Below are 26,213 nucleotides of genomic sequence, written 5' to 3'. Positions count from 1 at the left end.
CTCTCCTGACGATCGCCGGGAGGGGAGTGCGGGATGACGGGTGCGCAGGCTTTGGTGAGGGCGCTTGAGCGGGTCGGCGTGGACACCGTGTTCGGCATCCCCGGCGGCGCCGTCCTGCCCGCCTACGACCCGCTGTACCGCTCGACCTCGATCAGGCACGTGCTGGTCCGGCACGAGCAGGGCGCCGGGCACGCGGCCGAGGGCTACGCGCAGGCCACCGGCAAGGTCGGGGTCTGCATGGCGACCAGCGGCCCGGGTGCCACGAACCTGGTGACGCCGCTCGCCGACGCCTACATGGACTCGGTGCCGATCGTCGCGATCACCGGCCAGGTGCCCAGCTCGCAGATCGGCACGGACGCCTTCCAGGAGGCCGACATCACGGGCATCACCCTGTCGATCACCAAGCACAGCTTCCTGGTCACCGACGCGGCCGACATCCCCCGCACGATCATGGAGGCGTTCCACCTCGCCTCCACCGGCCGTCCGGGTCCGGTGCTGGTGGACATCACCAAGGACGCGCTCCAGGCCGAGACCGCCTTCGTCTGGCCGCCGGTCATGCGGCTGCCCGGCTACCGCCCGGTCACCCGGCCGAACGCCCGGCAGATCAGGGCCGCCGCCGAGCTCATGGCCACGGCCAGGCGGCCGGTCCTGTACGTCGGCGGCGGCGTGCACAAGGCGGGCGCGTCCGCCGAGCTGCTGCGCCTGGCCGAGCTGACCGGCATCCCGGTTGTCACCACGCTCATGGCCCGCGGCACGTTCCCCGACAGCCACCCGCTGCACATGGGCATGCCCGGCATGCACGGCTCGGTCGCGGCCGTCGGAGCCCTCCAGCGGGCCGACCTGATCGTCGCGCTCGGCGCCCGGTTCGACGAGCGCGTCACCGGCGACCTGGGCACGTTCGCGCCGCACGCCAAGGTCGTGCACGCCGACGTGGACCCGGCCGAGATCTCCAAGAACCGGCACGCCGACGTGCCCGTCGTGGGCGACTGCAAGGAGGTGCTGGCCGAGCTGACCGCCGCCCTGGACGGCCGGCCGGGCGACCGCGCGGACTGGTTGCGCACGCTGGAGGGGTACCGGCGCACGTACCCGCTGGGCTACGAGACGGTCGAGGGCGCGCTCGCCCCGCAGTACGTCATGCAGCGGCTGAGCGCCCTGGCCGGTCCTGAGGCCGTCTACACCTCCGGCGTGGGCCAGCACCAGATGTGGGCCGCCCAGTTCATCGCCCACGAGCGGCCGGGCTCGTTCGTCAACTCCGGCGGCGCGGGCACGATGGGCTTCGCGATCCCCGCCGCGATGGGGGCCAAGATCGGCTGCCCGGACCGCACGGTGTGGGCGATCGACGGCGACGGCTGCTTCCAGATGACCAATCAGGAGCTGGCCGTGTGCGCGCTGGAGGGCGTGCCGATCAAGGTGGCCGTCATCAACAACGGCAGCCTCGGCATGGTCCGCCAGTGGCAGACCCTCATGTACGACGGCCGCCACTCCAACACCGACCTGCGAGCCGCCCGCCGCATCCCGGACTTCGTCGCGCTGGCCGAGGCATACGGCTGCCACGGCCTGCGCTGCGAGCGCCCCGAGGACGTGGACGCGGCCGTCGAGCAGGCCATGGCGATCGACGACCGGCCGGTGGTGGTGGACTTCGTCGTGCACCGGGACGCGATGGTGTGGCCCATGGTGCCCGCCGGCACAAGCAACGACGACATCCGGATCGCCAGGAACCTGGCTCCGAACTGGGGAGATGACGAATGAGTCAAGTCGTAACAAAGCAGCCAAAGGTGCCGAACCTCATTTAAGCTTCCTTGACCCGGGGCGGCCCGGGCCGCGGAACCGAGGTGGAAAGTGGCGCTGCGCGTCAAGGTGCTGGGGCCCATCGTGGCCGAGATCGACGGGGTGGAGGTCGCGCTCGGCGGCCCGAGACAGCGCGCGGTGCTCGCCGTGCTGGTCGCGGCGCGCGGGCAGGTGGTCTCGGCCGAACGCGTGCTCGACGCCGCCTGGGACGAGGGCGAGCCCGCCTCGATGCCCACTCTGCACTCCTACATCACCAGGCTGCGCAGAGCACTCGAACCCGGCCGGACCAGCCGGTCGCCGCAGAGCGTGCTGGCCCGCGTCGGCAACGGCTACACGCTGCGCGTCGAGCCCGACGCCGTGGACGCCGAGCGGTTCGCCCGCAAGGTCGCCGAAGGGCAGCTCCTGCTGGAGTCGGGCGACCACAGCTCGGCGCTGGCGGTGCTGAGCGAGGCCGTGGAGCTGTGGGGCGGGCAGCCGTACGGGGAGTTCGCGGGTGCGGCCTTCGCCGTCCCGGAGATCGCGCGGCTCCAGGGGCTGTTCCTGTCGGCGCGGGAGAGCCTGTTCGCCGCGCAGCTCGCCCTCGGACGGCACGCGGCCGTGGTGCCGGAGCTGGAGAAGCTCACCGCCGAGCAGCCCATGAGCGAGCGCGGCTGGGAGCTGCTGGTGCTGGCCCTGTACCGGTCGGGCCGCCAGGGCGACGCGCTGGCCGCGCTGCGCTCCGCCCGCCGCGTGCTGGCCGAGGAGCTGGGCATCGATCCGGGGCCGGGGCTGCGCGAGCTGGAGGCGGCGGTGCTGGCCCAGGACGACGCGCTGCGTCCCGGCGGCGCCGCGCCGCTGCCGGAACGCGGCGGCAACCTGCCCTTCCCCGTGACCGCGCTGGTCGGCCGGGCGGCCGAGGTCGAGCAGGTGGCCGCGCTGCTCGCCGAGCACCGGCTGGTCACGCTCAGCGGGCCGGGCGGCATCGGAAAGACCCGGCTGGCGCTGGAGACCGCGCGGGCCAGGGACGACGCCGACGGGCCGTGGCTGGTCGAGCTGGCCGGGCTGGCCGACCCCTCGCTGGTGGCCGGGGCCATCGCCCAGGTGCTCGGGCTCACCGGGCCGGTCACCGGGCAACGCCTGGCGTACGCGCTGCGCGGCCGCAGCCCGCTGCTGGTGATCGACAACTGCGAGCACCTCGTGACGGCCGTCCGGGACACGGTGTCCGAGCTGCTGGCCGGGGCGGGCGGCGTACGCGTGCTGGCCACCAGCCGCGAGACGCTCGGCGTGCCGGGCGAGGCCCTGTACGACGTGCCGCCGCTGTCCACGGCCGACGCCCGCGACCTGTTCCTGAGCCGGGCCAGGGCCGCCGCCCCCGGCTGGGAGCCGACGCCCGCCGAGCTGGCCAACGCCGAACGCCTCTGCCTGGGGCTCGACGGGCTGCCCCTGGCGGTCGAGCTGGCCGCCGGACAGTGCCGCATGTTGTCGGTCGAGCAGATCCTCACCTCGATGGACGACAGGTTCAGCGTGCTCACCGACGGCGCCGGCCCGCAGCGGCACCGCACGCTGGCCCGTACCGTGGAGTGGAGCTACGACCTGCTCGAACCCGCCGAGCGCGAGCTGTTCCACCGGCTCGGCGCGTTCGCCTCCGGCTTCGACCTGGACGCCGCGGCCGCGGTGTGCGGGCGGCCGGTCCTGGGCGGCCTGGGCGCGCTGGTGCGCAAGTCGCTGGTCGCTGTCGAGCCCGGCACCTCGCCGCGCCGCTACCGGCTGCTGGAGACGATCAAGGAGTTCGCCCGCGCCCGGCAGGACCCGGCCGAGCTGGCCGAGGCCCAGGCCGCGCATCGCGCCTGGGTGCTGACCCGCGCCGAGGCCGCCGACGCCAGGATCCGCGGCGAGGGGGCGACCGCCGCGATGGAGGTGCTCCTCGCCGACCAGGCCGAGCACCGGGCCGCGTTCACCTCGGCGATGCTGGCCGGCGACGGCGGTTACGCGCTGCGGCTCACCGGCCTGCTGTCGTGGTTCTGGTACCGCAGGGGCCACGTCGCCGAGGGGCTGGCCAGCCTGTCGGCGGCCATGGAGCTCTACCCCGACGCCGAGCCCGGCGTGCGCTCCCAGGCGCTGATCGGCATGGCCGGTCTGCACTACCTGGCCGGCGACTTCGTCGCCGCGAGCCGGCGGGCCAGGGAGGCGGCCGAGATGGCCCGCCTGGCCGACGACCTGGTCGCCGAGGGGCGCGCCCTGACCTACCGCGCGCTGTTCGGCGGCCTGTGCGGGGCGCCGAACGCCCTGGCCGACGCCCGTGCCGCGCTCGACCTGGCCGAGGTGGCCGGCATGGCGTGGCTGCACGCCGAGGCGCTGATGGTGCTCGGCATGCTGCTGGTGTTCGCCCGGGAGACCGGTGAGGCGGCCGGCTGGCTGACCCGGTCGATCGAGGTGGCCACCAGGACGGGACACCGCTTCGTCACCGCCTCCTCGACCTGGCTGCTGATGAAGATCGACCTGCTGGGCGGCCGTACCGACCGGCCCCTGGCGTCCGGGCTGCCGATCCTGCGCATGCTCGACGAGGACAAGGACGTCACGTCCTGGCTGGTCATGGCGCACACGCTGGCCGGGGTGCTCACCGCGGGCGGGCTACCGCGGGACGGCGCCCGCCTGCTCGGCGCGGTCGAGGCGGTCGGGGCCCGGGTCGGCTTCTCGCCGCCGGAGCTGGACCCGGCCGACGGCGCCGAGCGGGAGGCGCTGATCCGGCGTGCGCTGCCCGCCGCCGAGCTGGCCGAGTGCCTGCGCGAGGGCGCCGCCCTGTCACCCGCCCAGGTGCACGCCCTGCTCGACCGGCTGATCCGGAGCCGCGTCCACTGACCTGGGATTCTTGCGCCGGGCGGGTCGGCAGGCTTTGGTACAGGTATGCCCCCAGGTGATCGGCTCGCCGTGCAGACCATCGAGTTCCACGGTGACAAGGTCGCCTTCGGCGAGGCCGGCGTGACGGACGAGGAACGCGCCGCCGCCGGCCGCGAGACGCTCGCCCAGCGCAACCAGGCGCTGCTGCGGGGCAACCGCCGCCGGGCCAGGCGCCGCTACGCCCACGAGCTGCCCGACGGCGTGCACTTCGCGCGCGTGTGGCGGCGGCGCGCCCTGGCGGAGCTGCGGCCCATGCTGACCGGCGGGCCGCTGGCCGTCTGGGGCGAGGACGACGACGTGCTGCACGTGCTCTGGCAGGGGCCGAACGCCCAGCTCGTCGCGGGCGTGCGATTCCCGATGTGGCCGGTCAAGGGGGCGGCCGACCTGTGGGAGCTGTCCCTGCGCGTACGGCACCTGGACCGGGCCGTGATCGGCGTCACCGCGGTGCCTCCCGGCGGCCGGCCGGTGGAGCGGATCTGGCACGGCTCCCGCGCCGCCCCCGCCCCCGCGACGGCCGCCCGGCTCGCCGGCACGTTGGTCACCCGCGAGATCAGCAGCGTCCACCTGGGCGAGCGCCGCGCGATCACCGTCTACCGGCCGCCCGGCCCGATCCGGCCGATGCCCCTGTGTCTGCTGGCCGACGGGCAGGCCGCCGAGTCGCACGCCCGGGTGCTGGAGCCGGCGATCCTGGCCGGCGCGCTGCCGCCGCTGATCCTGGCCGGCCCGCACGCCGCCGGCGCGCCGGGGCCGTACCCGGACGGGCGGGCCAGGGAGTACCTGCCCTACGCCGACCCGCGGCGCTTCGCGGCGCACCTGGCGTTCGTCGTCGGCGAGGTCCTGCCCGGCTTCCCCGAGGCGAGCCACGTCATCAGCGCAGGCTTCTCCGAAGGCGCGGCCTTCGCGCTGACCGCCGCCGACCGGTGCCCTGGCCGGATCGCCGCGGCCGTCGCCCTCAGCCCCGACCTGCTGCCGCAGCTCCTCGACACCTCCGTACGGGTGCCCCGCTACCTCGCGGCGGGCACGCTCGAACCGGCCTCGCTCGACTGCGCGCGCTCGCTGGCCGCGCGCCTGGCCGGGGCGGGCGTGGCCCACCGGTGCACGGCGTGGATCGGCGGCCACGACGGCTACTGGTGGCGGGTGCACCTGCTGGCCGCCCTCACCTGGCTGGCCCGCGAGCCGCCGCCCCGCTCACGCTGACCGCGCCGGCCGGACGGCGGCCAGCACCAGCAGCCCGGCGGACAGCCCGGTGACCGCGGCGGCCAGGTAGACGGCGTTCAGCGCCGAGGGGAACGAACCCGGCCCGGTCATGCCGTCCTGGAACAGGATGCCGAAGGCGGCGACGCCGAGGGCGTACCCGAGCTGCCTGACGGTGTTGACCGCGCCCGCCGCCATCCCGGCCCGGTGCGGCGGGACGTGCGCCATGGCGGCCGAGCTGAGGGCCGGGATGGCCAGGCCGACGCCGATCCCGGTCACCACCAGGCCCGGCGCGAGCGCCGTCCACGTGGAGTGCTCGTCGAGCATGCCCTGCAGCAGCGCGCCCGCGGCGATCAGCAGCAGCCCGCCGCCGACCGCGGCGCGCGCCGTCAGCCGGGGGAGCAGGCGGGCGGCGGCGACCGAGACGACCAGCGAGGTGCCGGCCATCGGCGTCAGCGCCAGCCCCGCCTGGACCGGCCCGAGCCCCAGCCCGCCGGCCTGCTGCAACCACAGCGAGGTGAAGGCCAGGCAGGCGAACGCGGCCGGCATGAGCAGCCCGGCGCCCGCCATGATCCCGCTGAACGCCTTGTTCGCGAACAGCCGCAGGTCCACCATGGGATGCGCGCCGCGCGACTCCACCAGCACGAACGCGGTGAACGCAAGGACCGCCACGGCGAGCGGCGCCAGCGTGCGCGCCGACGTCCAGCCGTTCGGCCCGGCCTCGATCAGCCCGTAGGTGAGCGCGCCCGCCGCCAGGGTGAACGTGCCCATCCCGGCCAGGTCCAGCCGGCCCCCGCCCGGCAGGCGGGACTCGCCGACCGTGCGCCAGGTCATCCAGGCGGCGGCCAGGCTGATGGGCAGGTTCACCAGGAAGACGGCCCGCCAGTGCAGGTGCTCGGTGAGCAGCCCGCCGAGCACGGGGGCGAGCGCCGCGGCGGCCCCGTTCACGCCGCCCCACACGCCGAACGCGATGCCGCGCTCCCGGCCGTGGTAGGTGGCGCTGATCAGGGCCAGCGTCGTGGCCATCATGGCGGCGCCGCCCGCCCCCTGCAGCACGCGGGCCGCCAGCAGCAGGCCCCCGGTGGGCGCGAGGCCGCAGGCCAGGGAGGCGAGCGCGAACACGCAGAGGGCGATCAGGTACACCTTGCGCCGCCCTGCGTGGTCGGCGACCGAGCCGGCCGCCAGCAGCAGCGCGGCCAGGGCCAGGGCGTAGCCGTCCAGGAGCCATTGGGCGTCGGTGAAGGACATCTTCAGGTCGGCGGTGATGCCGGGCAGGGCCACCATGACGATGGTCACGTCCACCAGGAGCATGAAGGCGCCCAGGCAGGCGGCGGCCAGCGGCCACCAGCTCGTACGGGTCAGTGTCGTGTTCATGGCGGCAAGGGTCCGGCCCGGACGGGGGATGACCCTAGCCGTCGAGGCTCTTCTGCCGGTTTTCCGCGCTCAGTAGCCTGATCTGGTGGAAAACGTCACCCTCGACGAGGTCGACCGCGGGCTGCTGCACGCGTTGCAGGTGGACGGGCGGGCCTCGTTCAGCCGGATCGCCGAGGTGCTGGGGGTGTCCGACCAGCGGGTGGCCCGCCGCTACCGGCGGCTGCGCTCCGGCGGCGGGATCCGGGTCGTCGGCGTGGTGGACCGGCAGCGGCTCGGCCACCAGTCGTGGGCCATCCGGCTGCGCTGCACGCCCGACGCCGGCGCCTCGATCGCCGAGGCACTCGGACGGCGGCCCGACACGTTCTGGGTGCACCTGCTGTCCGGCGGCACCGAGATCTCCTGCGGCGCCATCCAGCGCCTCGACCGGGAACGCGAGCCGCTGCTGCTGACCAAGCTGGCCAGGACCAACCGGGTGCTCGCGGTGTCGGCGCACCGGACCCTGCACATGTTCGTCGGCGGCCGCATCGGCTGGGCCGGGCTCGCCGCGCTCTCCGCCGACCAGGTCGCCCACCTGCGGGCCGGCCGCGTGTACGCCCCCCGCGACACCGGCGAGGACGTGACGCTCGGCCCCGGCGACGACGCGCTGCTGGCCGAGCTGTCCCGCGACGGCCGCACCGGCCACGCCGACCTGGCGGCGGCGACCGGCTGGTCGGAGTCCACGGTCCGGCGGCGGATGGAACAGCTCTGCGCGGCCGGCGCCCTGTTCTTCGACATGGACGTGCTGCCCCGGCTCCTGGACTACCGGGTCGAGGCCCAGCTGTGGATGTCGGTGCCGCCCGCCGACCTCGACGCCACCGGCCGGGCGCTGGCCGAGCACCCGGAGGTCGCCTTCGCCGGGGCGACCACGGGCCCGACGAACCTCGCGGCCAGCGTGGTGTGCCGCGACGACACCGCCTTCTACCGCTACCTCACCGACAGTCTGGGCGCGCTGCCCGCCATCCGGCACATCGAGACCGCGCCGATCATCAGGACCATCAAGCGGGCGGGCGCCGGGCTGACGAGTTGACCTCAAGTCGTCTTGAGGTTGCACGCTGGCCGTGGACGTTTTCGCGGGATGAGGAGTGGTCATGAGAGTGGTGCAGGTGACGCGGTTCGGCGGGCCCGAGGTGCTGGAGACGCGGACCGTCCCGGACCCGGTGGCCGGGCCGGGCGAGGTCGTGGTGAAGGTCGGCTTCGCCGAGATCAATTTCATCGAGACGCAGCTCAGGCGGGGGATCACGCCGGGGCCGCCGCTGCCGGAGCCGCCGTACGTGCCGGGTGCGGGCGTCGGCGGGCTCGTGCTGTCCGTGGGCGATGACGTCGATGCCGGGCTGGTGGGGCGGCGGGTGGTGACCCGTACGCCGGGCTTCGGCGGGGGGAACGCCGAACTGGTCGTGGCCAGGGCCGCGGACCTGATCGAGGTGCCGGACGGGCTCGCGCTGGCCGACGCCACGGCGCTGCTCATCGACGGCAACACGGCCGTGGGCCTGTTCGCGAACGCCGCGATCCGGCCCGGCGAACGGGTGCTCGTCCAGGCCGCGGCCGGCGGGCTCGGCAGCCTGCTCGTGCAGCTCGCGCGCGCGGCCGGTGCCCGGGTCATCGGGGCGGCGGGCGGCGCGGCCAAGCTGGCGGTGGTCGCCGGGCTCGGCGCCGAGGCGACCGTCGACTACTCGCGTCCCGGCTGGACCCAGAAGGTCCTCGACGCGACCGGCGGGCACGGCCCCGACGTGGTCTTCGACGGCGTGGGCGGCGAGCTCGGCCGCCAGGCGTTCGAGGTGACCGCGCGCGGCGGGCGATTCTCCGTGCACGGCGCGTCCAGCGGCAGCGCCACGACCGTCGATCCGGCGGAGGCCGACCGCCGGGGCGTCACGGTGATCGGTCTGGAGCAGCTGGCCGCCCTGGGCCAGGACGGGAACGAGCGGGCCGTGCGCGCGCTCGCCGAGGCGGCGGCCGGGCGGCTCAAGGCGGTCGTCGGGCGCACGTTCCCGCTGGAGCGGGCGGCCGAGGCGCACGCGGCGATCGAGGCCCGCGCGGTGAACGGCAAGACCCTCCTGGAGGTCTGACCGCCCGCGGGCCCTGGGATGCCGGGGTCATAATCGAGGCGTGCACCGGCCGTCCAGGCGACTCCTCCTCCAGGCGGGCGCGGTCGCCGTGGCCGCCGTGGCGGGGGCGCTCGCCCGGTCCGAGCCCGCCCACACGCCGGACGACTCCTTCGTCAGGCTGCGCCGCCAGTGGCGCGAGGTGACGCTTGGGTCGGGGTTCGACGCGGGCGCGGAGCCGTACCGGACGCGGCTGGCCGAGACGGGGCGGCGGGCGGCCCGGTACCGCGCGGCCATGGCGTACACGGGCACGTCGCTCTGGGCGGACCAGCCGTTCCCGTCGTTCGCCGCGACGCCGGGGCGGCTGCTGGCCATGGCCCGCGCGTACGCGCTGCCGGGGACGGGGCTGACCGGCGACGCCACCCTGGCCGCCGCCGTCGCCGCCGGGATCGACCACTACCGCCGCCACGTGTACGCCGCCGGCGCCGACCCGGCGGGCAACTGGTGGCACTGGGAGATCGGCGTGCCGAGGGCGCTGCTCGACGCGGCCGTGCTGGTCGGGCCGCACCTGGGCGAGCGGCGCAGCGCCGCCCTGCGGGACGCGGTCGACCACTTCGTGCCCGAGAGCCGCCTCGGCGACTACAGCGGCACCAGCACCGCCGCCAACCGGGTGGACCTGTGCGTGGTGACGTTGCTGCGCGCCATGCTCAGGGCCGACCCCGGCAAGGCGGCGCTGGCGGCCTCGGCGCTCGCCCCGGTGTTCCGCGTGGTCGCCGAGGGAGATGGTTTCTACCGGGACGGGTCCTTCGTCCAGCATTCGACCGTGCCGTACCAGGGCGGCTACGGGGTGACGCTGCTCACCGGGCTCGCGACGTTGTTCGCGGTGCTGCGCGGCACGCCGTGGGAGGTCGTGGACCCGACCGTGTTCGCCATGGTGGAGCGGTCGTTCGCGCCGTTCGTGCACGACGGGTTCTGCATGGACCTGGTGCGCGGCAGGGGGATCGGCAGGAAGCCGTTCGGCGACCACGACAGGGGCCGCGAGCTGGCCGCCGCGATCCTGCTGCTCGGCGAGGTGGCCCCGGCCGCCGACCGGGCCCGCTGGCAGGCGATGGTCAAGGGCTGGGCGGTACGCCAGACGTGCCGTCCCATGCAGGACGAGGCCGGCCCGGCCTTCCACGCCCGCCTGACCGCCGTCCTGGCCGACGACGCCGTGCCCGCCGCGCCGGAGCCCGTCGGCCACCGGCTGTTCCCGATGAGCGCGCGGGCCGTGCACCGCCGGCCGGGCTGGTGCGCCGCGCTCAGCATGGCCTCCGCCACGATCGGCCACTACGAGCACGGCAACGGCGAGAACCTGCGCGGCTGGCACACCGGCTCCGGCCTGCTCTACTGGTGGGCCGGCGGCCACGCCGACCAGTACTCCGACTCGTTCTGGACGACCGTCGACCCCTACCGGCTGCCCGGCACGACCGTCTCCACCCGGCGGCTGCCCGACGGCGCGGGCCCGGCCTGGGGCGACACCTGCCCGCCCGGCCGCTGGGTCGGCGGCGCCACGGACGGCACGTACGCCGTCGTCGGCCAGCACCTGAACGGCTTCGACAGCACGATGGAGGCGTTCAAGTCGTGGTTCTTCCTCGACGACGCCGTGGTCTGCCTCGGCGCGGGGATCAGCGCCGCGGACGGCGTGCCGGTCGAGACGATCGTGGACAACCGCAGGACCGCCGCCCCCCTGACCGCCGATCTCCGGGCGGGGTGGGCGCACCTCGACGGCCACGGCGGCTACGTGGTGCCGGACGGCCTGCGCACCCTGCGCGAACGGCGCGGCGACCGCGACTACGTCACGCTCTGGCTCGACCACGGCGTCGATCCGGACCAGGCGGACTACGTCTACCTGCTGCTGCCGGGCGCGAGCCGCGCGCGCACGGCCGCCAGGGCCGCCGATCCCGGGTGGGCCCGCGTGCTCGCCAACACCGCGCGGCGGCAGGCCGTCCGGGTGGACGCGCTGGGCGTCACCGCGGCCGCCTTCTGGAACGAGGGCGCCGCCGGCCCGCTCGCCGCCTCCGGGCCCTGCGCCGTGCTGGTCAGGGAGGACGCCGCGGGCACGGCCACCGTGACCGTGGCCGACCCCCGGCGCGACCTGGACGGGCTCACCGTGACCTGGGACCGGCCGGTCGCCGGCGTGCTGCGCGGCCACCCGCTGCTCACGGGGGCGGCGACGGGCGACCGGCTGAGGCTCGTCTTCGGGCCGACGGCCGACCTGGAGGGCGCTTCGGTGACGGTGACCGTCCGGCTGTCGTGACGGGGTCAGGAGAGCACGGCCTGGGCGGCGACCAGCTCGGCGTACTTGCCGCCGATGGCCGTCAGCTCGTCGTGGGTGCCGCGTTGCACCACCCGGCCCGCGTCGATCACGAGGATCAGGTCGGCGTCCCTGACCGTGCTGAGCCGGTGGGCGATCACGATCCTGGTCTGGACGAGCCGGCTCAGGTTCGCCTCGATGGCCGCCTCCGTGGCGCTGTCGAGGTTGCTGGTGGCCTCGTCGAGCAGCAGCACCTTCGGGCGCGACAGGACGGCGCGGGCCAGGGCGAGCCGCTGCCGCTGTCCACCCGACAGGCCGCCGCCGTCGGTGAGCATCGTCTCGTACCCCATGGGCATGTCCATGATCTCGTCGTGCAGCGCCGCCAGGCGGGCCGCGGCGACCACCCGCTCCAGGGACGCGCCCGGCTCGTTCAGCGCGATGTTCTCCCTGATCGAGCCGCTGAACAGGGACGGATCCTGGGTGACCACGCCGAACTGGCGGCGCAGCGTGCGCAGGTTCAGCTCGGCGGCCGGGACGCCGTCGTAACGGATCTCGCCGAGCACGGGCGTGTGCAGCGCGAGCAGCAGCCGGGCCAGCGTGCTCTTGCCCGAGCCGGACGCGCCCACCAGGGCGACCTTCTGACCAGGGCGGATGGAGACCGAGACGTCGCGTACGGTCCAGGGGGCGCGCGGGTCGTGGCGGAAGCTCACCCCGCGCAGCTCGACCGCGCCCCGCAGCCGCAGCACCTCGATGCCGTTGCTCGGCTCCGGCTCCGAGGCCAGGATGTCGGACAGCCGGTCGAAGTGCGCGCCGGCCTGCTGGAGGCTCTGCAGCCCGGTCATCAGCGAGCCGAGCGGGGTCAGCGCGCCGAGCGCGATGGCGTTCAGCGCCACCAGCGCGCCCACCGTGAGCTGCCCGTCGAGCACCCGCCAGGCGCCCAGCCACAGCAGCCCGAGCGGCGCCGTCACCCGGATCGCGGCCAGCGCCGACTCCAGCAGCCCCCTGGTCAGCCCGGCCCGCACGTCCGCGTTGAGCTGCCTGGCGAAGTGCGACGACCACTGGTCCACGGCCCGCTTCTCGGCGCCCGACGCCTTCAGCGTCTCGATGCCGGTGATCGTCTGGATCAGGCTGGTCTGGGACGCCGACAGCGCCGTCAGCTCCTGCCGGGTGAGCGTGGCGATCCGGCTGGTCGTGGCCAGCAGCAGGACCGTCTGCAGCACGGCCAGCCCGGTCAGCGCCAGCCCGAACACCGGGTCCCAGAGGTAGACCAGCACCAGGTAGCCCACGGCCAGCGGGCCGTCCAGCAGCGCCGCCACGACCTGCCCGGTGAGGATGTCGCCGAGCGTCGAGACGCTGCCCGCCCTGGTCACCAGGTCGCCCTTGCCGCGCTGCTGGAAGTACCGGTACGGCAGCGTCACCAGATGGCTGACCAGGCTCTCGGTGAGCTCCTGGTCGGCACGGGCCCGTACGGCGACCAGCAGCGCCGCCCGCAGGTACCCGATCACCAGCTGGGCCGCCCCCGCGAGCAGCACGGAGACGCCCAGCAGGGACAGCACGTCCACCGCCCGCCTGGGCACGATGGAGTCCAGGAGCAGCTGCGAGAACATCGGCAGCGCCAGCCCGAGCACCTGCAGCAGCAACGAGGCCGCGATGAGCTGCGCGAGCAGCCCCCTGCGCCGCCGGAACAGCGTCCGGACGAACTCCCTGCGCCAGGCGCTCGCCGCCGAGGTCGTGCCGCGCCGGAACCCCTCGCCCGGCTCGAACACCAGCAGCACGCCGGTGAACCCGGCCCCGAACTCCTCCGGCGTCAGCCTGCGGCGGCCGTGCCCGGGGTCGACGACGTCCACGCGGTCGGGGGACCAGCGTTCGACCACGATGAAGTGGTTGAACTCCCAGTGCGCGACGGCGGGGAGCGGCACGCGGGCCAGGTCCTCGGGGGCCAGGGAGAAGGCGCGGGCCTTGAGGCCGTGGTCGCGGGCGCCGTCCACGACGGCCTTGGCGCTCAGGCCGTCCCTGCCGACCTGGAGGCGCTCGGCGACCTGGTGGAGCGTGGTGCGGTGCCCGTGGTGACACAGCACCATGGCCAGGCAGGCCGCGCCGCACTCGGTGTCGGTGTTCTGGAGCAGTACGGGCAGGCGGCGCAACATCAGGCGACCGCCTCCACCGCGGCCATGGTCAGCAGGAGGCCGGTGGCGAGGAGCGCGGCCACCAGCAGCCACAGCGCGAGGAACGACGGGGTGCTGATCACCGGCGGCATCCGGGTGACCCGCGACATCGCCCGGTGCCGCAACGCCTCCTCCCGGTAGATGCCCTGCCCTTCCCGCGGGTCCCGCGCGGCGGGTGCCGCGTGGCGCGGGGCAGGGCGCGTCTTGCCGTACGGATCGTTCAAGGCCGGCGTCCCCCGCCTGGAACCGTCACCCGCCACCCCCATGGCTCACCCGCCTCTCCACTCGACTCCCGGCAAGCCTAGGAACGCCTACTTGGAAGCCACTTGGGATCCACTGCTCGGCGCACCGCCCGCCGGCGACCGCCTGACAGCCGGGTCAGCGGAAGAGGAGGTCGCCGAAGTTCGGGTCGGCCGGCTCGCCCGGGTCCCTGTCGGTCGGCGAGGGCAGGGCGGTGGGGACGGGGTCCGAGGGGGTGGCGTCCGGCGTGGCCGTGGGGGACGGGCCGGCCGACCCCGTCCCGCCCGGCGTGGGCGTCGGCGTGACCGTGACCGGCACGGACGGCGTGGGCGTCGCGGACGGGCCGGTGGACGGCCCGGGTGACGGCGTCGGGCTCGGCGGCCGGGTCGCGGGACGTTCGTGCCGCGGCTCCCCGGCCGCCCGCCCGTCCCGGCGGTCCTTGCGGCCGGGGGACTTGCCGGCCTGGCCCGGGGTCCGTCCGGCGACCTGGTCGGCCACCGTGCGGTCCGCGATGACCTCGTAGATCACGATGCTGCCCATGCTGACGGTGAACACCAGGGCCGCGGCGCCGCCCACCCTGGCCCACCGCGGCCTCTTCCCGCGCAGGGCGACCGCCGTGCGCTGCTTCACCCTGTCGCCCGTGCGCTTGAGGTAATGCGTGTAGACGTCGGCGATGACGGTGCTGGCCACGCTCATCATCGCGGCGCCGATCACCGTCCCCGCCGTCCCGAGGTAGGAGGCCGCGACCGCGGCGGTGACCGCGGCCAGGGCGCTTCCCACGATCTGCGGCACGCTCAGCTCCAGCTTCCGCTGCTTGCCGCTCATAGCCAGGATCGTCCCCTCTTGTGGTGCGACGAAGGTGAACAAGCCACCTTGGCCCCCACAGGACGGGACGCCCACGGCGACGCGCGGCACTTTGCCGCGTCCTGGACCCGCGCTTGACGAGGGCGGGAACCGGCCCCCGTCCAGCGGCGGGTCACCGCACGAGCGGAAGCCGGTTCACCCCCGTCATGGTCGGCGTGGGCATGAAGACCACCGGGTCGCCGGGATCGGTGCGCAGGACGCCGACCCGGTCGAGCAGGATGTTCAGCGCCACCCGCCCTTCCAGCCGGGCCAGCGGAGCGCCCAGGCAGAAGTGGATGCCCCGGCCGAAGGCGAGATGCGGGTTGGGGTCGCGGCCGGCGTCGAAGACGTCGGGGTGGGGGAACTGCGCGGGGTCCCGGTTGGCCGAGCCGAGCCAGAGCATGACCACCTTGTCGGCCGGGATCGTCACCCCGCCCAGCTCGACCTCGCGGGTGGTCGACCGGCCCAGCGCGGCGAACGGGGTGAACAGCCGCAACGACTCCTCGATCACGGCCGGGACGGTGGAGCGGTCGGCCCGTACCTTGTCCTGCTCGCCGGGGAAGGCGTCCAGGCACACCACCGTGTTGCCGAGCAGCATCGTCGTGGTGATGTGCCCGGCGAGCAGCAGCAGGATCGCGAAGTTGACGACCTGGTCGTCGGGCAGGCGCTCGCCGTCCACCTCGGCCTCGACCAGCTTGGTGAGCAGGTCGGCGCGGGGCCGCGCGCGGCGCTCCGCGGCGTGCCCGGCGAGGTACTGCGTCATCTCCCGCCATGGTTTGAGGGTGTTCGCCACGTTCGCGCTCTGGTCCTCCACCGGCTCGGCGAGCGAGACCTTGGCGTCGCGCTGGAAGAGCCCGTCGGCCCACTGCCTGAACAGGGCGCGGTCGCTGCTCGGCACCCCCAGCAGCTCGGCGATGACGATGACGGGGAGCGGGTAGGCCAGGTCGGCCACCAGCTCCAGGCGGTCGCGGCCGTCGGCCGCGTCGAGCAGCTCGTGGGTGAGCTGGGCGATCCGCGGTTCGAGGTCCGCGACGACCTTGCGGGTGAACGCGCTGCTGACCAGCTTGCGCAGCTTGCCGTGCTCCGGCGGGTCGATCTGGGTGATGAACCCCTTCATCGAGAAGTCCTCGCCCTCCGGCAGCAGCCCCTTGGGGATCAGCCGCATGGTGTCGGAGGAGAACGTGACGGGGTCGGCGAGCACGTCGTGCACTTCCTGGTAGCCGTGGACGTTGTACATCCCGGCGGCGGCGTCGTACTCGACGGACGGGCCCGATCGCGGCCCGTGCAGCCAGAAGTGCTGTTTGGAGATGTTGTACCGTTCGACGATGTCGGACATCGCCTCTCCTTAGTCGTAGATCCACTTTCGGTAGGGCGGGATCAGTTCCTCGAGAATTGCGACGTACTCCGCCGCTGCCGCCTCCAGAACCTCGGCGGACGGCTGCACGGCGGGCTCGAAGGCGTGGCGCACGGTGAAGGCGAGCGCGTCCGCCTGCTCCTCGACGCTCAGCTCCGTCCCGACGGTGTCGATGCCGCCGAGCAGGTAGAAACCCGTGGACGCGGCGCTCAGCGTGTACCGGGGGTGCGGCATGTCGGGCCTGAGCAGGCCGTACCGGTCGGCCACCCGCTGGAACCGCTCGGCCGCGAGGACGTCGTGGCTGCGCAGCGGATGCTTGGCCAGCTTGCCCAGCAGCTCGATGTCGGTGGTGAACAGCGCCCGCAGCAGCGGCCTGCGGCTCATGGAGACGAAGGCCGCCCGCGAGAAACGATGCGGCAACACCTGGGCGGGGTCGTGCCGCAGCAGCGCCGCGAACTCCTCCACGACCTCGATGGACTCCCGCAGCAGCAGCGCCTCGAACAGCTCGTTCTTGGTCCGCCAGTGCAGGTAGATGGTGCCCTTGCCGACCCCGGCGCGGCCCGCGATGTCGTCGACGGTGACCCTGCGGTAGCCGTGACGCAGGAGCAGCTCGCCCGCGGCGTCGAGGATCCGGTCCGCCCTGTCCGCCATGCGCCACACCTCGTGACTAGATATGAAATCTGGTCATCAGTCACGCTACGCCGCACCCGAGCCCCGCACAAGGGACCGCTCAGCCCAGGACGGCCGGCCGCAGCTCCTCCTCGCACCACTGACGGAAACCGGTGGGCGTGCCGGCCTGCGGGGTACGCGGCTCGGCGTTGTCCAGCCCCTGGTTCTTGGCCTCCATCATGTCGGCCATCCCCTGGGCCATCGCCTCCGACCAGCCCTGCTCGGCCAGCATGGCCCTGAACGCCGCCATCGGCACGTGCCGCAGGCCGACCGGCCGTCCCAGCACCTCCGACATGATCCGCGCCATGTCCTCGCCCGACAGGTCCTCCGGACCGAGCACCGGGACGTCGGCCCGCCCGGTCCAGTCGCGGTCGAGCAGCAGCCCGGCGGCCACCGCCGCGATGTCGCGGGTGGCGCAGGCGGGGGCCTTCAGGTCACCGTGGACCGGTGAGAAGAACACGCCCTGGTCCCTGATCACCGCCGCCTGGTCGAGCAGGTTGTCCATGAACGAAGGCATTGTCAGGGCCCGGTAGGGCACGCCCGTGGCGGCGATCAGGTCGTCCATGGCCAGCGAGGCCGTCACGAGACCGGCGTTCAGCGGCAGGCCGCGGCCCAGGGCCGAGACCCCGACCACCCGGCCCACCCCGCGGCGCACGAACGCCTCGCAGGCCGGACGGCTGAAGTCCAGGTAGGCCGCGTCGAGGCCGGCGGCCCGCGGATTCGGCGGGACGATCCAGAGCACGGCGTCGGCGCCCGCGAACGCCTCCTCGACGACGCGGGCGTCGCCGTGCGAACCCGGCACGACCTCCACCCGCTCCCGCACGGCCGCCGGCAGCCGGGCCGGGTCCCGCACGACGACGCGGACCTGCTCGTCCGCGGCCAGGACGAGGTCGAGAACCTGCCGGCCGATCCGGCCGGTGGGCGTGGTGATGACGATCAAGGAGAACTCCAGGGGGAATCGGTGACAGTCGTGCTGGGGGGCACGGCCAGTCAACCGAGCGCGGCGGCGAACCTGAAGGACCGATCCGATCACCATTGATACCCTGCGGATATGAATGACCTGGAGGTCCGCGAGCTCCGCTACTTCGTGGCCGTGGCCGAGGAACTGCACTTCGGGCGGGCCGCCGAGCGGCTGGGCATGGCGCAGCCCCCGCTGTCCCGGGCGATCCGCGAGCTGGAACGCCGGCTGGGCGTGCGCCTGCTGGAGCGCACCACGCGGCAGGTCGCGCTCACCCCGCCGGGCGAGGTCTTCCTGCGCGACGCCCGGGCCGCCCTCGACGCGGTCGCCGCGGCGGCCCGCCGGGTCCGGCACGCGGCCCGTCCCGAGCCGGGGCTCCGGGTGGCGCTCAAGGCCGACTACGACGCCGGGCTGCTGCCGCGGATCCTCGCGGCCTACCGCGACGAGGAGGGCGCGCTCCCGGTCGAGCTGCTGCTGGGCGGGCGCAACGAGCAGGCCCCCGCCCTGCGCGACGGCCGGGCCGACGTCGCGCTGCTGACCACTCCCTTCGACGACCGCGACCTCGACACCGAGCCGCTGCTGAGCGAGCCCCGTCTGGTCGCGCTGCCGACCGCCGACCCGCTGGCCGCCCGGCCCGTCCTCGCCATGGCCGACCTGGCCGGCCGGCCGCTGCCCGACGGCACCCCTGCCGAGCGGGACGGCGCCGACCCCCTCCCCGGCCACCGGCCGCGCCGCACCGGCCTGGACCTGGCCCAGGTCTGCAACCTGGTGGAACTGGGGAGCGCCGTCTGGTTCGTCCCCGTCTCGGTGGCGCGGCGGCACCCCCGGCCGGGCATCGCCTACCGGGAGGTCGCCGACCTGTCGCCGTCCGAGCTGGCCGTGGGGTGGCCGCGGGGGTCCCGCTCGCCGGCGGTGGCCGCGTTCGTCCGCGCCGCCGTCGCCGTCGCGGTGGGTCTGGGCCCACTTCGTACGGGGGCGTAGCGGGATACCGGGGGAGGGGCATGCAGCCGTACGTTCTCCCAGGTCGGGCGGCACCGCCCGGGAACCGGAGAAGACAGACGTGACAGCCCGCCCGCTCAGGACGATCAAAGGGGTGCCCGGACCTCGCCGAAAAGGGCAGCCTGGCACAATTGGCGCCGTGCCGAAGGACGCTGGCAGGTGAGACCGCCCGCGAGGGGCGGGCCCCTGCGCTGGGGCGCCGAGGTCGTGCTCGGGCTCTGCCGCTCGGCCGTCCTGGTCCTGCTGACCTGCCTGATGCCGGTCGTCGGCGTCGTCGTCGGCCACTTCGGCGCCGCGCTGGCCTACTCCTGGTCGGCGAACCTGACCGCGCCCCCGTTCGTCGTGGCCCTGGCGCTGCTGGGCGAGACGCTGGTGGTGATCCTGTGGATCGCCGTCGCCCTCTGGGTCGTGCACCCGCTGACCAGCCGCACCTTCAGCCAGGCCGCCCGCCGGCTCGCCGCGCGCTGGCTCGGCCTGCGCATCGAGGTCGCCTACCGCACCCCCTCGCCGGTCACCCGCATGGCCACCGGCCACTGGTGGGACGGCGAGGAGTACCACAAGTCCGAACGGGAGGCCCGCCGCCGCGCCCGGATGAACGCCCGCTTCCACGACCCCCAGCTGCACTGGGACGGGCTGTGGTGCGTGCTCGCCGGGCTGACCGTGCTGCCGGTCGCCGCCCTGCCACTGGTCGGCCTGGCCGGCGGCGCCTACCTGACGCTCGTCCCGGACTTCCGCGGCCTCGGCCTCGCGCTCATCGTCGCCGGGCTGGCCGCCGCGCCGTTCGCCTGGCGCGTCCTCGGCCCCCTGGCCGGCCGCTTCCTCGGCCCCATCCCGGACTCGCGGCTCGGCCGGCGGGTGGCGGAGCTGGAGGCCGTCCGCGCCGATCTCACCCAGACCCAGGCCGCCGAGCTCGAACGCATCGAGCGCGGCCTGCACGACGGGGCCCAGGCGCGGCTGGTCGGCATGGGCATGTCGATGCAGGCCGCGGAACACCTCCTGGAGACCGACCCCGCCGCCGCCCGCGCCATCCTGGCCGACGCCCGCGCCTCGTCGATCGCGGCGCTGGCCGAGCTGCGCTCGCTGGTCCGCGGCATCAACCCGCCGGTGCTCACCGAGCGCGGCCTGGTCGACGCCGTCCGGGCCCTGGCGCTCGACGCGCCCGTCGAGGTCGCCGTACGCAGTTCCGTGCCCGCGCGGCCCGAGCGTCCGGTCGAGTCCGCGGTCTACTTCGCCGTCGCCGAGCTGCTGGCGAACGTGGCCAAACACGCCCGCGCCACCCGGGCGACCGTCGAGCTCGGCTACCAGCCGCAGGCGCGGACCCTCACCGCGACCGTCACCGACGACGGCGCCGGCGGGGCGAGCGCGTCCGCCGGCTCCGGGCTGGACGGCGTCAGACGCCGGATGGCCGCCTTCGGCGGCCGTCTGGACATCGACAGCCCCCTCGGGGGGCCCACCCGCGTCTCAGTGGCGGTGCCGTGCGAATTGTCATAGCCGAGGATCTCTTCCTGCTCCGCGACGGGCTCGTCCGTCTCGTCCAGGCGTACGGGCACACCGTCGTCGCGGCCGTCGACTCCGGGCCCGCGGCGCTCGAAGCGCTGGTCGGCCACCGTCCCGACGTGGCCGTCGTGGACGTGCGGCTGCCGCCGACCTTCTCCGACGAGGGGCTCCAGGCCGCGCTCGCCGCCCGCCGCGAGGTGCCGGGCCTGCCCGTGCTGATCCTCTCCCAGCACGTGGAGCAGCTCTACGCCCGCGAACTGCTGGCCGACGGCCAGGGCGGCATCGGCTACCAGCTCAAGGACCGCGTGCTCGACGCCGGCCAGTTCATGGACGCGCTCGCCCGCGTCGCCGACGGCGGCACGGCGCTCGACCCGACGGTGGTCGCCAAGCTGCTCGGCCGCCCCGCCCACGCCGACCCCCTCGCCACCCTCACCGAACGCGAACGCTCGGTGCTCGAACTGATGGCCGAGGGCCTGTCGAACGCGGCGATCGCGGCCCGGTTGTTCCTCAGCGAGGGCGCCATCAGCAAGTACACGACCACGATCTTCGCCAAGCTCGGCCTCGCCGCCGACGACGACACCAACCGCCGGGTGCGCGCCGTCCTCACCTACCTGGGCGCCACCGCCCCCTAGCGCTCGACGGCGCGCTCCTAGCGCTCGACGGCGCGCTCCTAGTGCTCGGCGGCGCGCTCCGCCCGGGACGGCAGCAGCAGCGCGGTCACCACCACCGCCACCGACAGGACCGCGCCCACCACGAACGCCAGCCGCATGCCGCCGAGGGTCGCCAGCGCCTGCGTCAGGCCCTCGGCCCGCAGGGTGTCGGCCCGCGCGCTCATCACGGTGACCACCAGCGCGGTGCCGATCGCCGCGGCGACCTGCTGGAGCGTGCTCAGGATCGAGCTGCCGTGCGGGTACAGGTGCGGCGGGACCGCTCCGAGCCCGAGCGTGAAGACCGGGGTGAAGGTCGCGGCCAGGCTCACCATGAGCAGCGCGTGCAGGCCCAGCAGCTGCCAGTACGGCATCGTCATCGTGACCTGGGTGAACCCGGCCAGCGCGAGCATGATCCCGATCGCGCCGGGGATGACCAGCACCCGGCCGCCGTGGTTGTCGAAGACGCGGCCGACGGCCGGGCCGAGCAGGCCCATCGCCAGCCCGCCCGGCATCACCAGGAGCCCGGTCTCCAGCGGGCTGAGCGCCCGGACGTTCTGCAGGTAGAGAGGCAGCAGGATCATCGACCCGAGCATCGCCATGAAGGCCACCGACATCAGCACCAGCGCCACCGTGTACGTGCGGTGGCGCAACGTGCGCAGGTCCATCAGCGGCGCGCCGCGCCTCTGCAGCACGAGCTGGCGCACCACGAAGACGGCGATGGTGACCAGCCCGGCCGCCGTGATCGCGGCGGCGACGCGCACGTCCCCGCCCTCGAACCGGCTGAGCCCGTAGACCAGCCCGCCGAACCCGGCCGCCGCCGTCACCACGCTGAACCAGTCGATCGTGCTGACCTCGGGCTCACCGGTGTTCCTGAGCTGCCGCAGGCCGCTCCACGTGATCAGCCCGGCGATCGGCAGCACCACCGCGAACAGCAGCCGCCACGACCCGAAGTGCAGGATCACCCCGGAGATCGCCGGGCCCATGGCCGGGGCGACGGAGATCGCCAGCGTCACGTTGCCCATCACCCGCCCTCGGTCCTTCTCCGGCACGACCTGCATCAGCGTGGTCATCAGCAGCGGCATCATCACGGCCGTGCCGGACGCCTGGACGATGCGGGCCCCCAGCAGCACCCCGAACACCGGCGCGACCGCGGCCAGCGCCGTGCCCAGCAGGAACAGCCCCATGGCGGTGGTGTACGCCGTGCGGGTGGTGACCCGCTGCAGGAACCAGCCGGTGATCGGGATGACCCCGGCCATGGTCAGCATGAAGGCCGTGGAGAGCCACTGGGCGGTCTGCTCGGTGATGTGCATGGCGTCCATCAGCCGGGGGATCGCGTTGATCATGATCGTCTCGTTGAGCACGACCACGAACGTCGCCAGCACCAGCAACCGGATCACGGCGGGCGTACGGCCCGAACCGGCGGACACGCCCTGGGCGGATGATTCGAGTTGTGGGCTGGACACGGTACCTCTATCGGTCTCGGGCCCGACCTCGTCACGGCCGGCCTGGCGGTCATGGGTTTCGTCAGCAGTCCTCGTCACCCCCATACTGACCACCCCCACCGACGAAACTCATCGCTGCCCCCCGACCCCGATCTCCGACGACGCCGAGCTGCCGGCCCTGATCGGCCCTCTCCCCGTTCCGAGGCGCCGTCCCGGCTCACCCTTTCCGCAGGTCAGGCATGGGGATCGAACGTGATGCCCTGCGGCGTGGCCTTGTCGAGGTGCGAGGCGAAGGCGCCGTCCTTGAGTCCGAAGAGCGCGCTGCCGAAGTCGGGCTGGGCGAGCCGGCGGGTGGCCGTTCCAGGCCACCAGACTGGGGTACTGCCATGCCCCCAGGCGGTTCTCCGGAGCTTCGTTGACGGTCGCGGAACGGAAGGCCCGCATCCGCCCGCGGTGATCCCTCACCCTCGATGTCGCGCAGCGCCTCCAGCGTGGCCTCCGCCTGATCGCGGTACGGAGTGACAATCCGGTGTCCTCACCGCCTGCGGCGTGCGACTCGGCCAGCGCGCGCGACGGCCTCGCGTGCCAAACGCGCGCAGCAGGTGGATGACGCACGTCCGCACGACAGTCTGCGGCCAGACCTGCTCGATGGTTGGCCTGCGGCAGCCCCTTGAGGCCGTCGCAGACCACCATCAGCGCATCATCCACCCTGCGGGTCTTGATCTCGGTCAGCACGCGCAGCTTCACGTGGACCACGTCGGCGAAGATCACCGCGGAGATCTCGCCGGTGGTCAGCCTTTGGCAGCCACGGAGATGACCATTTTCTCGGCTCCACCGCTGCCGCCTGCGCACGACCTTCGGCTCGAAGCTGCCGTCCCGATCACGCGGCACGCTGATCTCGACGGCCCGACGTCGGTGAGCACGGTCTTGGACCGGCTGTCGTGACGGCTGTCACCTGTCTCGCCCCGCCCCGCCCGTGTTGTCGTAGCCGAGACGGTCGGTGATCTCACCCTCCAGAGCGGACTCCAGCACCAGTTTGGTCAGCCGGGCCCAGCAGCCCGTTCTCACCGACCGGTTCCACGCCGTCGGCGCGGGCCTGCTCGACCAGCCGGGCGACCAGCTCCCTGTCGGAGTCCTTGGGCTCTGTACGCGCCACGGCAAGGTCCTCCAGATCGATCTCCGTCGAGGCGTGGATCACAGCTCATCAGTGCGTTCTCCTTGATCAGGAGTTACACCGTTGTTCTTACGCTCCCGTACATGGCGTTTTTCGGAATTCTCGTTGGCGGAGCTTTCGCCAGATCGGGCTACCGGGAGGAATCGCCCACTTGCGGAGCTCGCGCCTTAATCTGGCACCACACGCCATCGTGAGTCGCAGGCGCGTCCGGCCCCGCCACCACTCGTGCACGCCCTCACCCAGACGTCAGCTGTGTCGGGTACCCATGCCGACACCCCCACGCTCGACTCGCCACTTCCTGGTGTCACCTGCGTCAGTAGATAGCTGGCTCCGTTCTGACGATGCAACCAGGCTTCTGCGGTCCTGGAATCACCGGGGTTGGTGTCGCGGAGCAGCCCGGTAACGGTTGTACCTGCGCTGTCCCAGCACACCTTGAATGAGATCGTGGCGCCCGATATGCTGCTGGAGCTGTTTCTGCATTGAAGTGTCTCGGCGGAGGCGGCGGGTAGGAATATCAATGAAAACATTCCGACACTCGCGAATGCCGCACCCGCTAGCCCGATTGATCGGATCGCCGCGGACATATGTATCCTCCTTGGTCGTAATTGCTGAAGAGTCCCGCCGCAACCGGCCCATCCTGGAATATGAACCAGTTGCGGCGAGAGATTGCAGGTCGTGAAATTGGACGCGCTGTGGGTGCTGGGAGTCTTCTCCGCCTTGGCCGCGGTATGCGCCGTGACGGCCTCCATCGTGACGACCCGAAGACAGACGGGGCTGAGCCGTCTGCTCGCCGGGATCGCCGTCGCCCTGGTCGCGATTTTCATCATCGTCGCGTGGACCAGGAATCTTCGTTGACCGAAGAACTCGTGGCGAATGCGCGACTCTAGTGCGAGTGGTCGTGGCTTTCGTGTCCGCGTGCGCCTGCGCCGCTGCGCGGCGATTCCGGAACAAGGGAGGACCTTTCCACGCCCCCCTCGACAGCAGCAATACGGACGACTCGGCCGCCCGAGGAAGTGGACATGGGCTGTTTCGCAGCGATCACGAAGGCGCCGGTGGACGGGTCCACGACAGCGTTGAGATGCCCACCGTCGGCCAGGTCGGCCTTGACCTCACAACCACATCCAACCATGCCCTGGACCAGAGTGAGGGTCTGCCCGTCATCGGTGACCATGTCACCTGTCGCCACGATTGTCAGACCGGAAGCTGAGGCCGCCGTCTTGGAACGAGCCTCCTGAACGGTGAGATTGGGATCTCCATAGAGCCCGCAACCGCCCATGAAACCCAAGGGCCGGCCATTGCTGCCCGTCACCGCCACGTCAAGGCAGTTTCCCTTCTCCAACGAGCGGTCGGCCCGTATCTGCACGGTCTCTCCTGAAGCGAGTTTCGTGGAGAGCAGTATTGGACCAGGGACGATGTCTCCACCGTTATCCCGCCCTACCGGCGCGGCCTGCGCATTGACCACGCCTATGCCGACTGCGCTGATGACGCCTGCGACGCCGCCGCAAACGAGAAGGGTTCGTACGCTCTTGCGCATCGACCTACTCCATTTCCGTGTGCAGGCAGAAGCCGTGGCCGTCGGAGTAGCCACACCATCCGGACGGCTCCGACGCTTCCTGCGTAGCTCCTCCGGTGCCGCTGAAGTAAAGCTGGATATGTACGCGTGAACTCGATCCCGTGATGCTGCCTTTAGGGTAGACGCACTGCCCCAGGTAGTTGCAGCCAACGAGCTGGATGTATCTCGTTCCGTGATTGTGGTCCGACCAGGCGTAGTGGCGACGACTGCTCCCGGATCCTTCGCCGTGGACGCCGTGATACACCCCGCCCAGGGTGTGGGAATAGGCCAATGCAGGGGTCATGTGCAGGCCGAGAAGGGTGACCGTGGCAGCGGCCACGAAAACGGTTCTGCCCAGCCGGGACGATCTTAACGATCTTTCTGTTCGTCGAGGTTTTCCGGAGAGCGCCATCTTGCTCCATTCTGTTGTCGGCCGTTCGTCCTGAACTCGACATCGAAGAGTGCTTCCTGACGCAAGGAAACGATGAATATCTACCGATGTCAAGGTATCGAAGACAATAAAACGCATTAGGAAATCCGTACCCCACTTCATGGTCTGTAGAATTTATGTAGGATTTCGGCGTAGCATGACCGCCGCCATTTGTCGTGGGACCACGGCTTTAGCGCAGTGGTGTTATGTTCTGCCACGATCACGCACGCCGAAGCCGGTGAGAGTGCGGGCTGACGCCTCGCGAGACGCGCCGGATGGCTTGAGCGGTGTCGTCTGTGTCGGGCAGTGAGGGGTGAGCGGCGATCTTCGTTAGTCGCAGACGATTCCGGCTGTCGTCGAGCGGGGCCCTTGCGACCGAGACGCCGGGCCGTATCGGCGATGGCGGCTCAGCGGGTGACGGCCTCCGAGATCTTCGGATTCCGTTCGTGGCCGCGGGCCGGACGGCGACAGGCGGCCGGCCGGGTTGGTGTTCTGTCCACCATCCAACGGCGGGAGATGACGCCGAAACCTCGCTGATCAGAGGGGGGCGCGGACCCGGTCCACCAACCAGTCGGCAAATCCCCGGCCAGCGAAGACGTATTGGATCGGGGTGGTCGGACACGCCGGCACCAAGGC

At 73.0% G+C, this 26,213-nt stretch carries 22 protein-coding genes; 10 read left to right on the top strand and 12 right to left on the bottom strand.

The genetic code is table 11. The features are described from left to right. Positions 1-33: 33 nt before the first annotated feature. The 3 genes from ACIBQ6_RS15205 (at position 34) to ACIBQ6_RS15195 (ending at position 5,862) form a co-directional block, all read left to right on the top strand. Positions 34-1,749, top strand: coding sequence for an acetolactate synthase large subunit (locus ACIBQ6_RS15205; RefSeq protein WP_358291448.1), 1,716 nt, complete (start codon positions 34-36; stop codon positions 1,747-1,749). Between the two features lie 90 nt (positions 1,750-1,839). After that, positions 1,840-4,626 carry a BTAD domain-containing putative transcriptional regulator gene (locus ACIBQ6_RS15200; protein WP_397212454.1) on the top strand — a complete coding sequence of 929 codons (2,787 nt, stop codon included), beginning with the start codon at positions 1,840-1,842 and terminating at the stop codon, positions 4,624-4,626. Positions 4,627-4,671: 45 nt separating this feature from the next. After that, positions 4,672-5,862: an alpha/beta hydrolase gene (locus ACIBQ6_RS15195; RefSeq protein WP_397212452.1), complete on the top strand. Its 1,191-nt coding sequence runs from the start codon at positions 4,672-4,674 to the stop codon at positions 5,860-5,862. Here ACIBQ6_RS15195 and ACIBQ6_RS15190 read toward each other — a convergent pair. After that, positions 5,854-7,233 (bottom strand): MFS transporter, encoded by a 1,380-nt coding sequence (locus tag ACIBQ6_RS15190; protein WP_397212450.1) that lies wholly within the window; start codon positions 7,231-7,233, stop codon positions 5,854-5,856. The genes ACIBQ6_RS15195 and ACIBQ6_RS15190 overlap by 9 nt on opposite strands. Positions 7,234-7,318: 85 nt before the next feature. Here ACIBQ6_RS15190 and ACIBQ6_RS15185 point away from each other — a divergent pair, with 85 nt between their 5' ends. From ACIBQ6_RS15185 to ACIBQ6_RS15175, 3 genes are all read left to right on the top strand, one after another. After that, positions 7,319-8,299 (top strand): AsnC family transcriptional regulator, encoded by a 981-nt coding sequence (locus ACIBQ6_RS15185; RefSeq protein WP_358291456.1) that lies wholly within the window; start codon positions 7,319-7,321, stop codon positions 8,297-8,299. A gap of 61 nt (positions 8,300-8,360) precedes the next feature. Continuing rightward, on the top strand, positions 8,361-9,335 hold the full coding sequence (locus ACIBQ6_RS15180; protein WP_397212448.1) for a zinc-binding dehydrogenase: 975 nt from the start codon (positions 8,361-8,363) through the stop codon (positions 9,333-9,335). 40 nt (positions 9,336-9,375) lie between these two features. After that, the gene (locus tag ACIBQ6_RS15175) at positions 9,376-11,607 is read left to right on the top strand and encodes a polysaccharide lyase 8 family protein (protein WP_397212446.1); all 2,232 of its coding nucleotides are present in this window, start codon (positions 9,376-9,378) and stop codon (positions 11,605-11,607) included. A 5-nt stretch (positions 11,608-11,612) separates the two neighbouring features. Here ACIBQ6_RS15175 and ACIBQ6_RS15170 read toward each other — a convergent pair whose 3' ends face one another. From ACIBQ6_RS15170 to ACIBQ6_RS15145, 6 genes are all read right to left on the bottom strand, one after another. After that, positions 11,613-13,751: a peptidase domain-containing ABC transporter gene (locus tag ACIBQ6_RS15170; RefSeq protein ID WP_397212444.1), complete on the bottom strand. Its 2,139-nt coding sequence runs from the start codon at positions 13,749-13,751 to the stop codon at positions 11,613-11,615. Then, complete coding sequence (locus ACIBQ6_RS15165) at positions 13,751-13,993, bottom strand: hypothetical protein (protein ID WP_358291463.1); 243 nt, start codon at positions 13,991-13,993, stop codon at positions 13,751-13,753. Before ACIBQ6_RS15165 ends, ACIBQ6_RS15170 begins: the two co-directional genes overlap by 1 nt. A 154-nt stretch (positions 13,994-14,147) precedes the next feature. Beyond that, positions 14,148-14,834, bottom strand: coding sequence for a hypothetical protein (locus ACIBQ6_RS15160; protein ID WP_397212442.1), 687 nt, complete (start codon positions 14,832-14,834; stop codon positions 14,148-14,150). 151 nt (positions 14,835-14,985) lie between these two features. Then, positions 14,986-16,188 (bottom strand): cytochrome P450, encoded by a 1,203-nt coding sequence (locus ACIBQ6_RS15155; protein WP_397212440.1) that lies wholly within the window; start codon positions 16,186-16,188, stop codon positions 14,986-14,988. 9 nt (positions 16,189-16,197) lie between these two features. Beyond that, positions 16,198-16,857 (bottom strand): TetR/AcrR family transcriptional regulator, encoded by a 660-nt coding sequence (locus tag ACIBQ6_RS15150; protein WP_397155341.1) that lies wholly within the window; start codon positions 16,855-16,857, stop codon positions 16,198-16,200. 79 nt (positions 16,858-16,936) lie between these two features. Further along, the gene (locus ACIBQ6_RS15145; RefSeq protein WP_358291471.1) at positions 16,937-17,815 is read right to left on the bottom strand and encodes an NAD(P)H-binding protein; all 879 of its coding nucleotides are present in this window, start codon (positions 17,813-17,815) and stop codon (positions 16,937-16,939) included. Positions 17,816-17,926: 111 nt separating this feature from the next. Between ACIBQ6_RS15145 and ACIBQ6_RS15140 the strand changes: the two genes are divergently transcribed. The 3 genes from ACIBQ6_RS15140 to ACIBQ6_RS15130 all read left to right on the top strand — a co-directional run bounded on the left by ACIBQ6_RS15140 (position 17,927) and on the right by ACIBQ6_RS15130 (position 20,961). Next, positions 17,927-18,814: a LysR family transcriptional regulator gene (locus ACIBQ6_RS15140; RefSeq protein ID WP_397212437.1), complete on the top strand. Its 888-nt coding sequence runs from the start codon at positions 17,927-17,929 to the stop codon at positions 18,812-18,814. Positions 18,815-18,991: 177 nt separating this feature from the next. Beyond that, on the top strand, positions 18,992-20,323 hold the full coding sequence (locus ACIBQ6_RS15135; protein WP_397212435.1) for a sensor histidine kinase: 1,332 nt from the start codon (positions 18,992-18,994) through the stop codon (positions 20,321-20,323). Next, on the top strand, positions 20,308-20,961 hold the full coding sequence (locus ACIBQ6_RS15130; RefSeq protein WP_358291475.1) for a response regulator transcription factor: 654 nt from the start codon (positions 20,308-20,310) through the stop codon (positions 20,959-20,961). The genes ACIBQ6_RS15135 and ACIBQ6_RS15130 overlap by 16 nt, the downstream gene beginning before the upstream one ends. A 38-nt stretch (positions 20,962-20,999) precedes the next feature. Here ACIBQ6_RS15130 and ACIBQ6_RS15125 read toward each other — a convergent pair whose 3' ends face one another. From ACIBQ6_RS15125 to ACIBQ6_RS15115, 3 genes are all read right to left on the bottom strand, one after another. Beyond that, positions 21,000-22,442, bottom strand: coding sequence for an MDR family MFS transporter (locus ACIBQ6_RS15125; protein WP_397212433.1), 1,443 nt, complete (start codon positions 22,440-22,442; stop codon positions 21,000-21,002). A 108-nt stretch (positions 22,443-22,550) separates the two neighbouring features. After that, positions 22,551-23,312: a hypothetical protein gene (locus tag ACIBQ6_RS15120; RefSeq protein WP_397212431.1), complete on the bottom strand. Its 762-nt coding sequence runs from the start codon at positions 23,310-23,312 to the stop codon at positions 22,551-22,553. Between the two features lie 115 nt (positions 23,313-23,427). Further along, a complete protein-coding gene (locus ACIBQ6_RS15115) occupies positions 23,428-23,577 on the bottom strand; it encodes a hypothetical protein (protein ID WP_397212429.1) in 150 nt (49 codons plus the stop codon). A 693-nt stretch (positions 23,578-24,270) separates the two neighbouring features. On the opposite strand from ACIBQ6_RS15115, the gene ACIBQ6_RS15110 reads away from it, so the two are divergent. Then, positions 24,271-24,450, top strand: coding sequence for a hypothetical protein (locus tag ACIBQ6_RS15110; RefSeq protein ID WP_397212427.1), 180 nt, complete (start codon positions 24,271-24,273; stop codon positions 24,448-24,450). 28 nt (positions 24,451-24,478) lie between these two features. Here the strand turns inward: ACIBQ6_RS15110 and ACIBQ6_RS15105 are convergent, their stop codons facing one another. Both ACIBQ6_RS15105 and ACIBQ6_RS15100 read right to left on the bottom strand, forming a co-directional pair. After that, positions 24,479-25,129 carry a hypothetical protein gene (locus ACIBQ6_RS15105; RefSeq protein ID WP_397212425.1) on the bottom strand — a complete coding sequence of 217 codons (651 nt, stop codon included), beginning with the start codon at positions 25,127-25,129 and terminating at the stop codon, positions 24,479-24,481. 4 nt (positions 25,130-25,133) lie between these two features. After that, complete coding sequence (locus ACIBQ6_RS15100; protein WP_397212423.1) at positions 25,134-25,700, bottom strand: hypothetical protein; 567 nt, start codon at positions 25,698-25,700, stop codon at positions 25,134-25,136. Positions 25,701-26,213: the final 513 nt, after the last annotated feature.

It is taken from the genome of Nonomuraea sp. NPDC049655 (assembly GCF_044465465.1).
Classification (GTDB): Bacteria; Actinomycetota; Actinomycetes; order Streptosporangiales; family Streptosporangiaceae; genus Nonomuraea.
Note: the sequence above shows the minus strand (reverse complement) of the source record. Positions and strands in the feature narration are given on the sequence as shown.

Coding starts and splice junctions, on each gene's coding strand:
- ACIBQ6_RS15160 (WP_397212442.1), bottom strand. CDS start 14,834: ATGAGCGGCAAGCAGCGGAAGCTGGAGCTGAGCGTGCCGCAGATCGTG.
- ACIBQ6_RS15170 (WP_397212444.1), bottom strand. CDS start 13,751: ATGTTGCGCCGCCTGCCCGTACTGCTCCAGAACACCGACACCGAGTGC.
- ACIBQ6_RS15140 (WP_397212437.1), top strand. CDS start 17,927: ATGAATGACCTGGAGGTCCGCGAGCTCCGCTACTTCGTGGCCGTGGCC.
- ACIBQ6_RS15155 (WP_397212440.1), bottom strand. CDS start 16,188: ATGTCCGACATCGTCGAACGGTACAACATCTCCAAACAGCACTTCTGG.
- ACIBQ6_RS15150 (WP_397155341.1), bottom strand. CDS start 16,857: ATGGCGGACAGGGCGGACCGGATCCTCGACGCCGCGGGCGAGCTGCTC.
- ACIBQ6_RS15100 (WP_397212423.1), bottom strand. CDS start 25,700: ATGAAGTGGGGTACGGATTTCCTAATGCGTTTTATTGTCTTCGATACC.
- ACIBQ6_RS15195 (WP_397212452.1), top strand. CDS start 4,672: ATGCCCCCAGGTGATCGGCTCGCCGTGCAGACCATCGAGTTCCACGGT.
- ACIBQ6_RS15105 (WP_397212425.1), bottom strand. CDS start 25,129: ATGCGCAAGAGCGTACGAACCCTTCTCGTTTGCGGCGGCGTCGCAGGC.
- ACIBQ6_RS15205 (WP_358291448.1), top strand. CDS start 34: ATGACGGGTGCGCAGGCTTTGGTGAGGGCGCTTGAGCGGGTCGGCGTG.
- ACIBQ6_RS15180 (WP_397212448.1), top strand. CDS start 8,361: ATGAGAGTGGTGCAGGTGACGCGGTTCGGCGGGCCCGAGGTGCTGGAG.
- ACIBQ6_RS15190 (WP_397212450.1), bottom strand. CDS start 7,233: ATGAACACGACACTGACCCGTACGAGCTGGTGGCCGCTGGCCGCCGCC.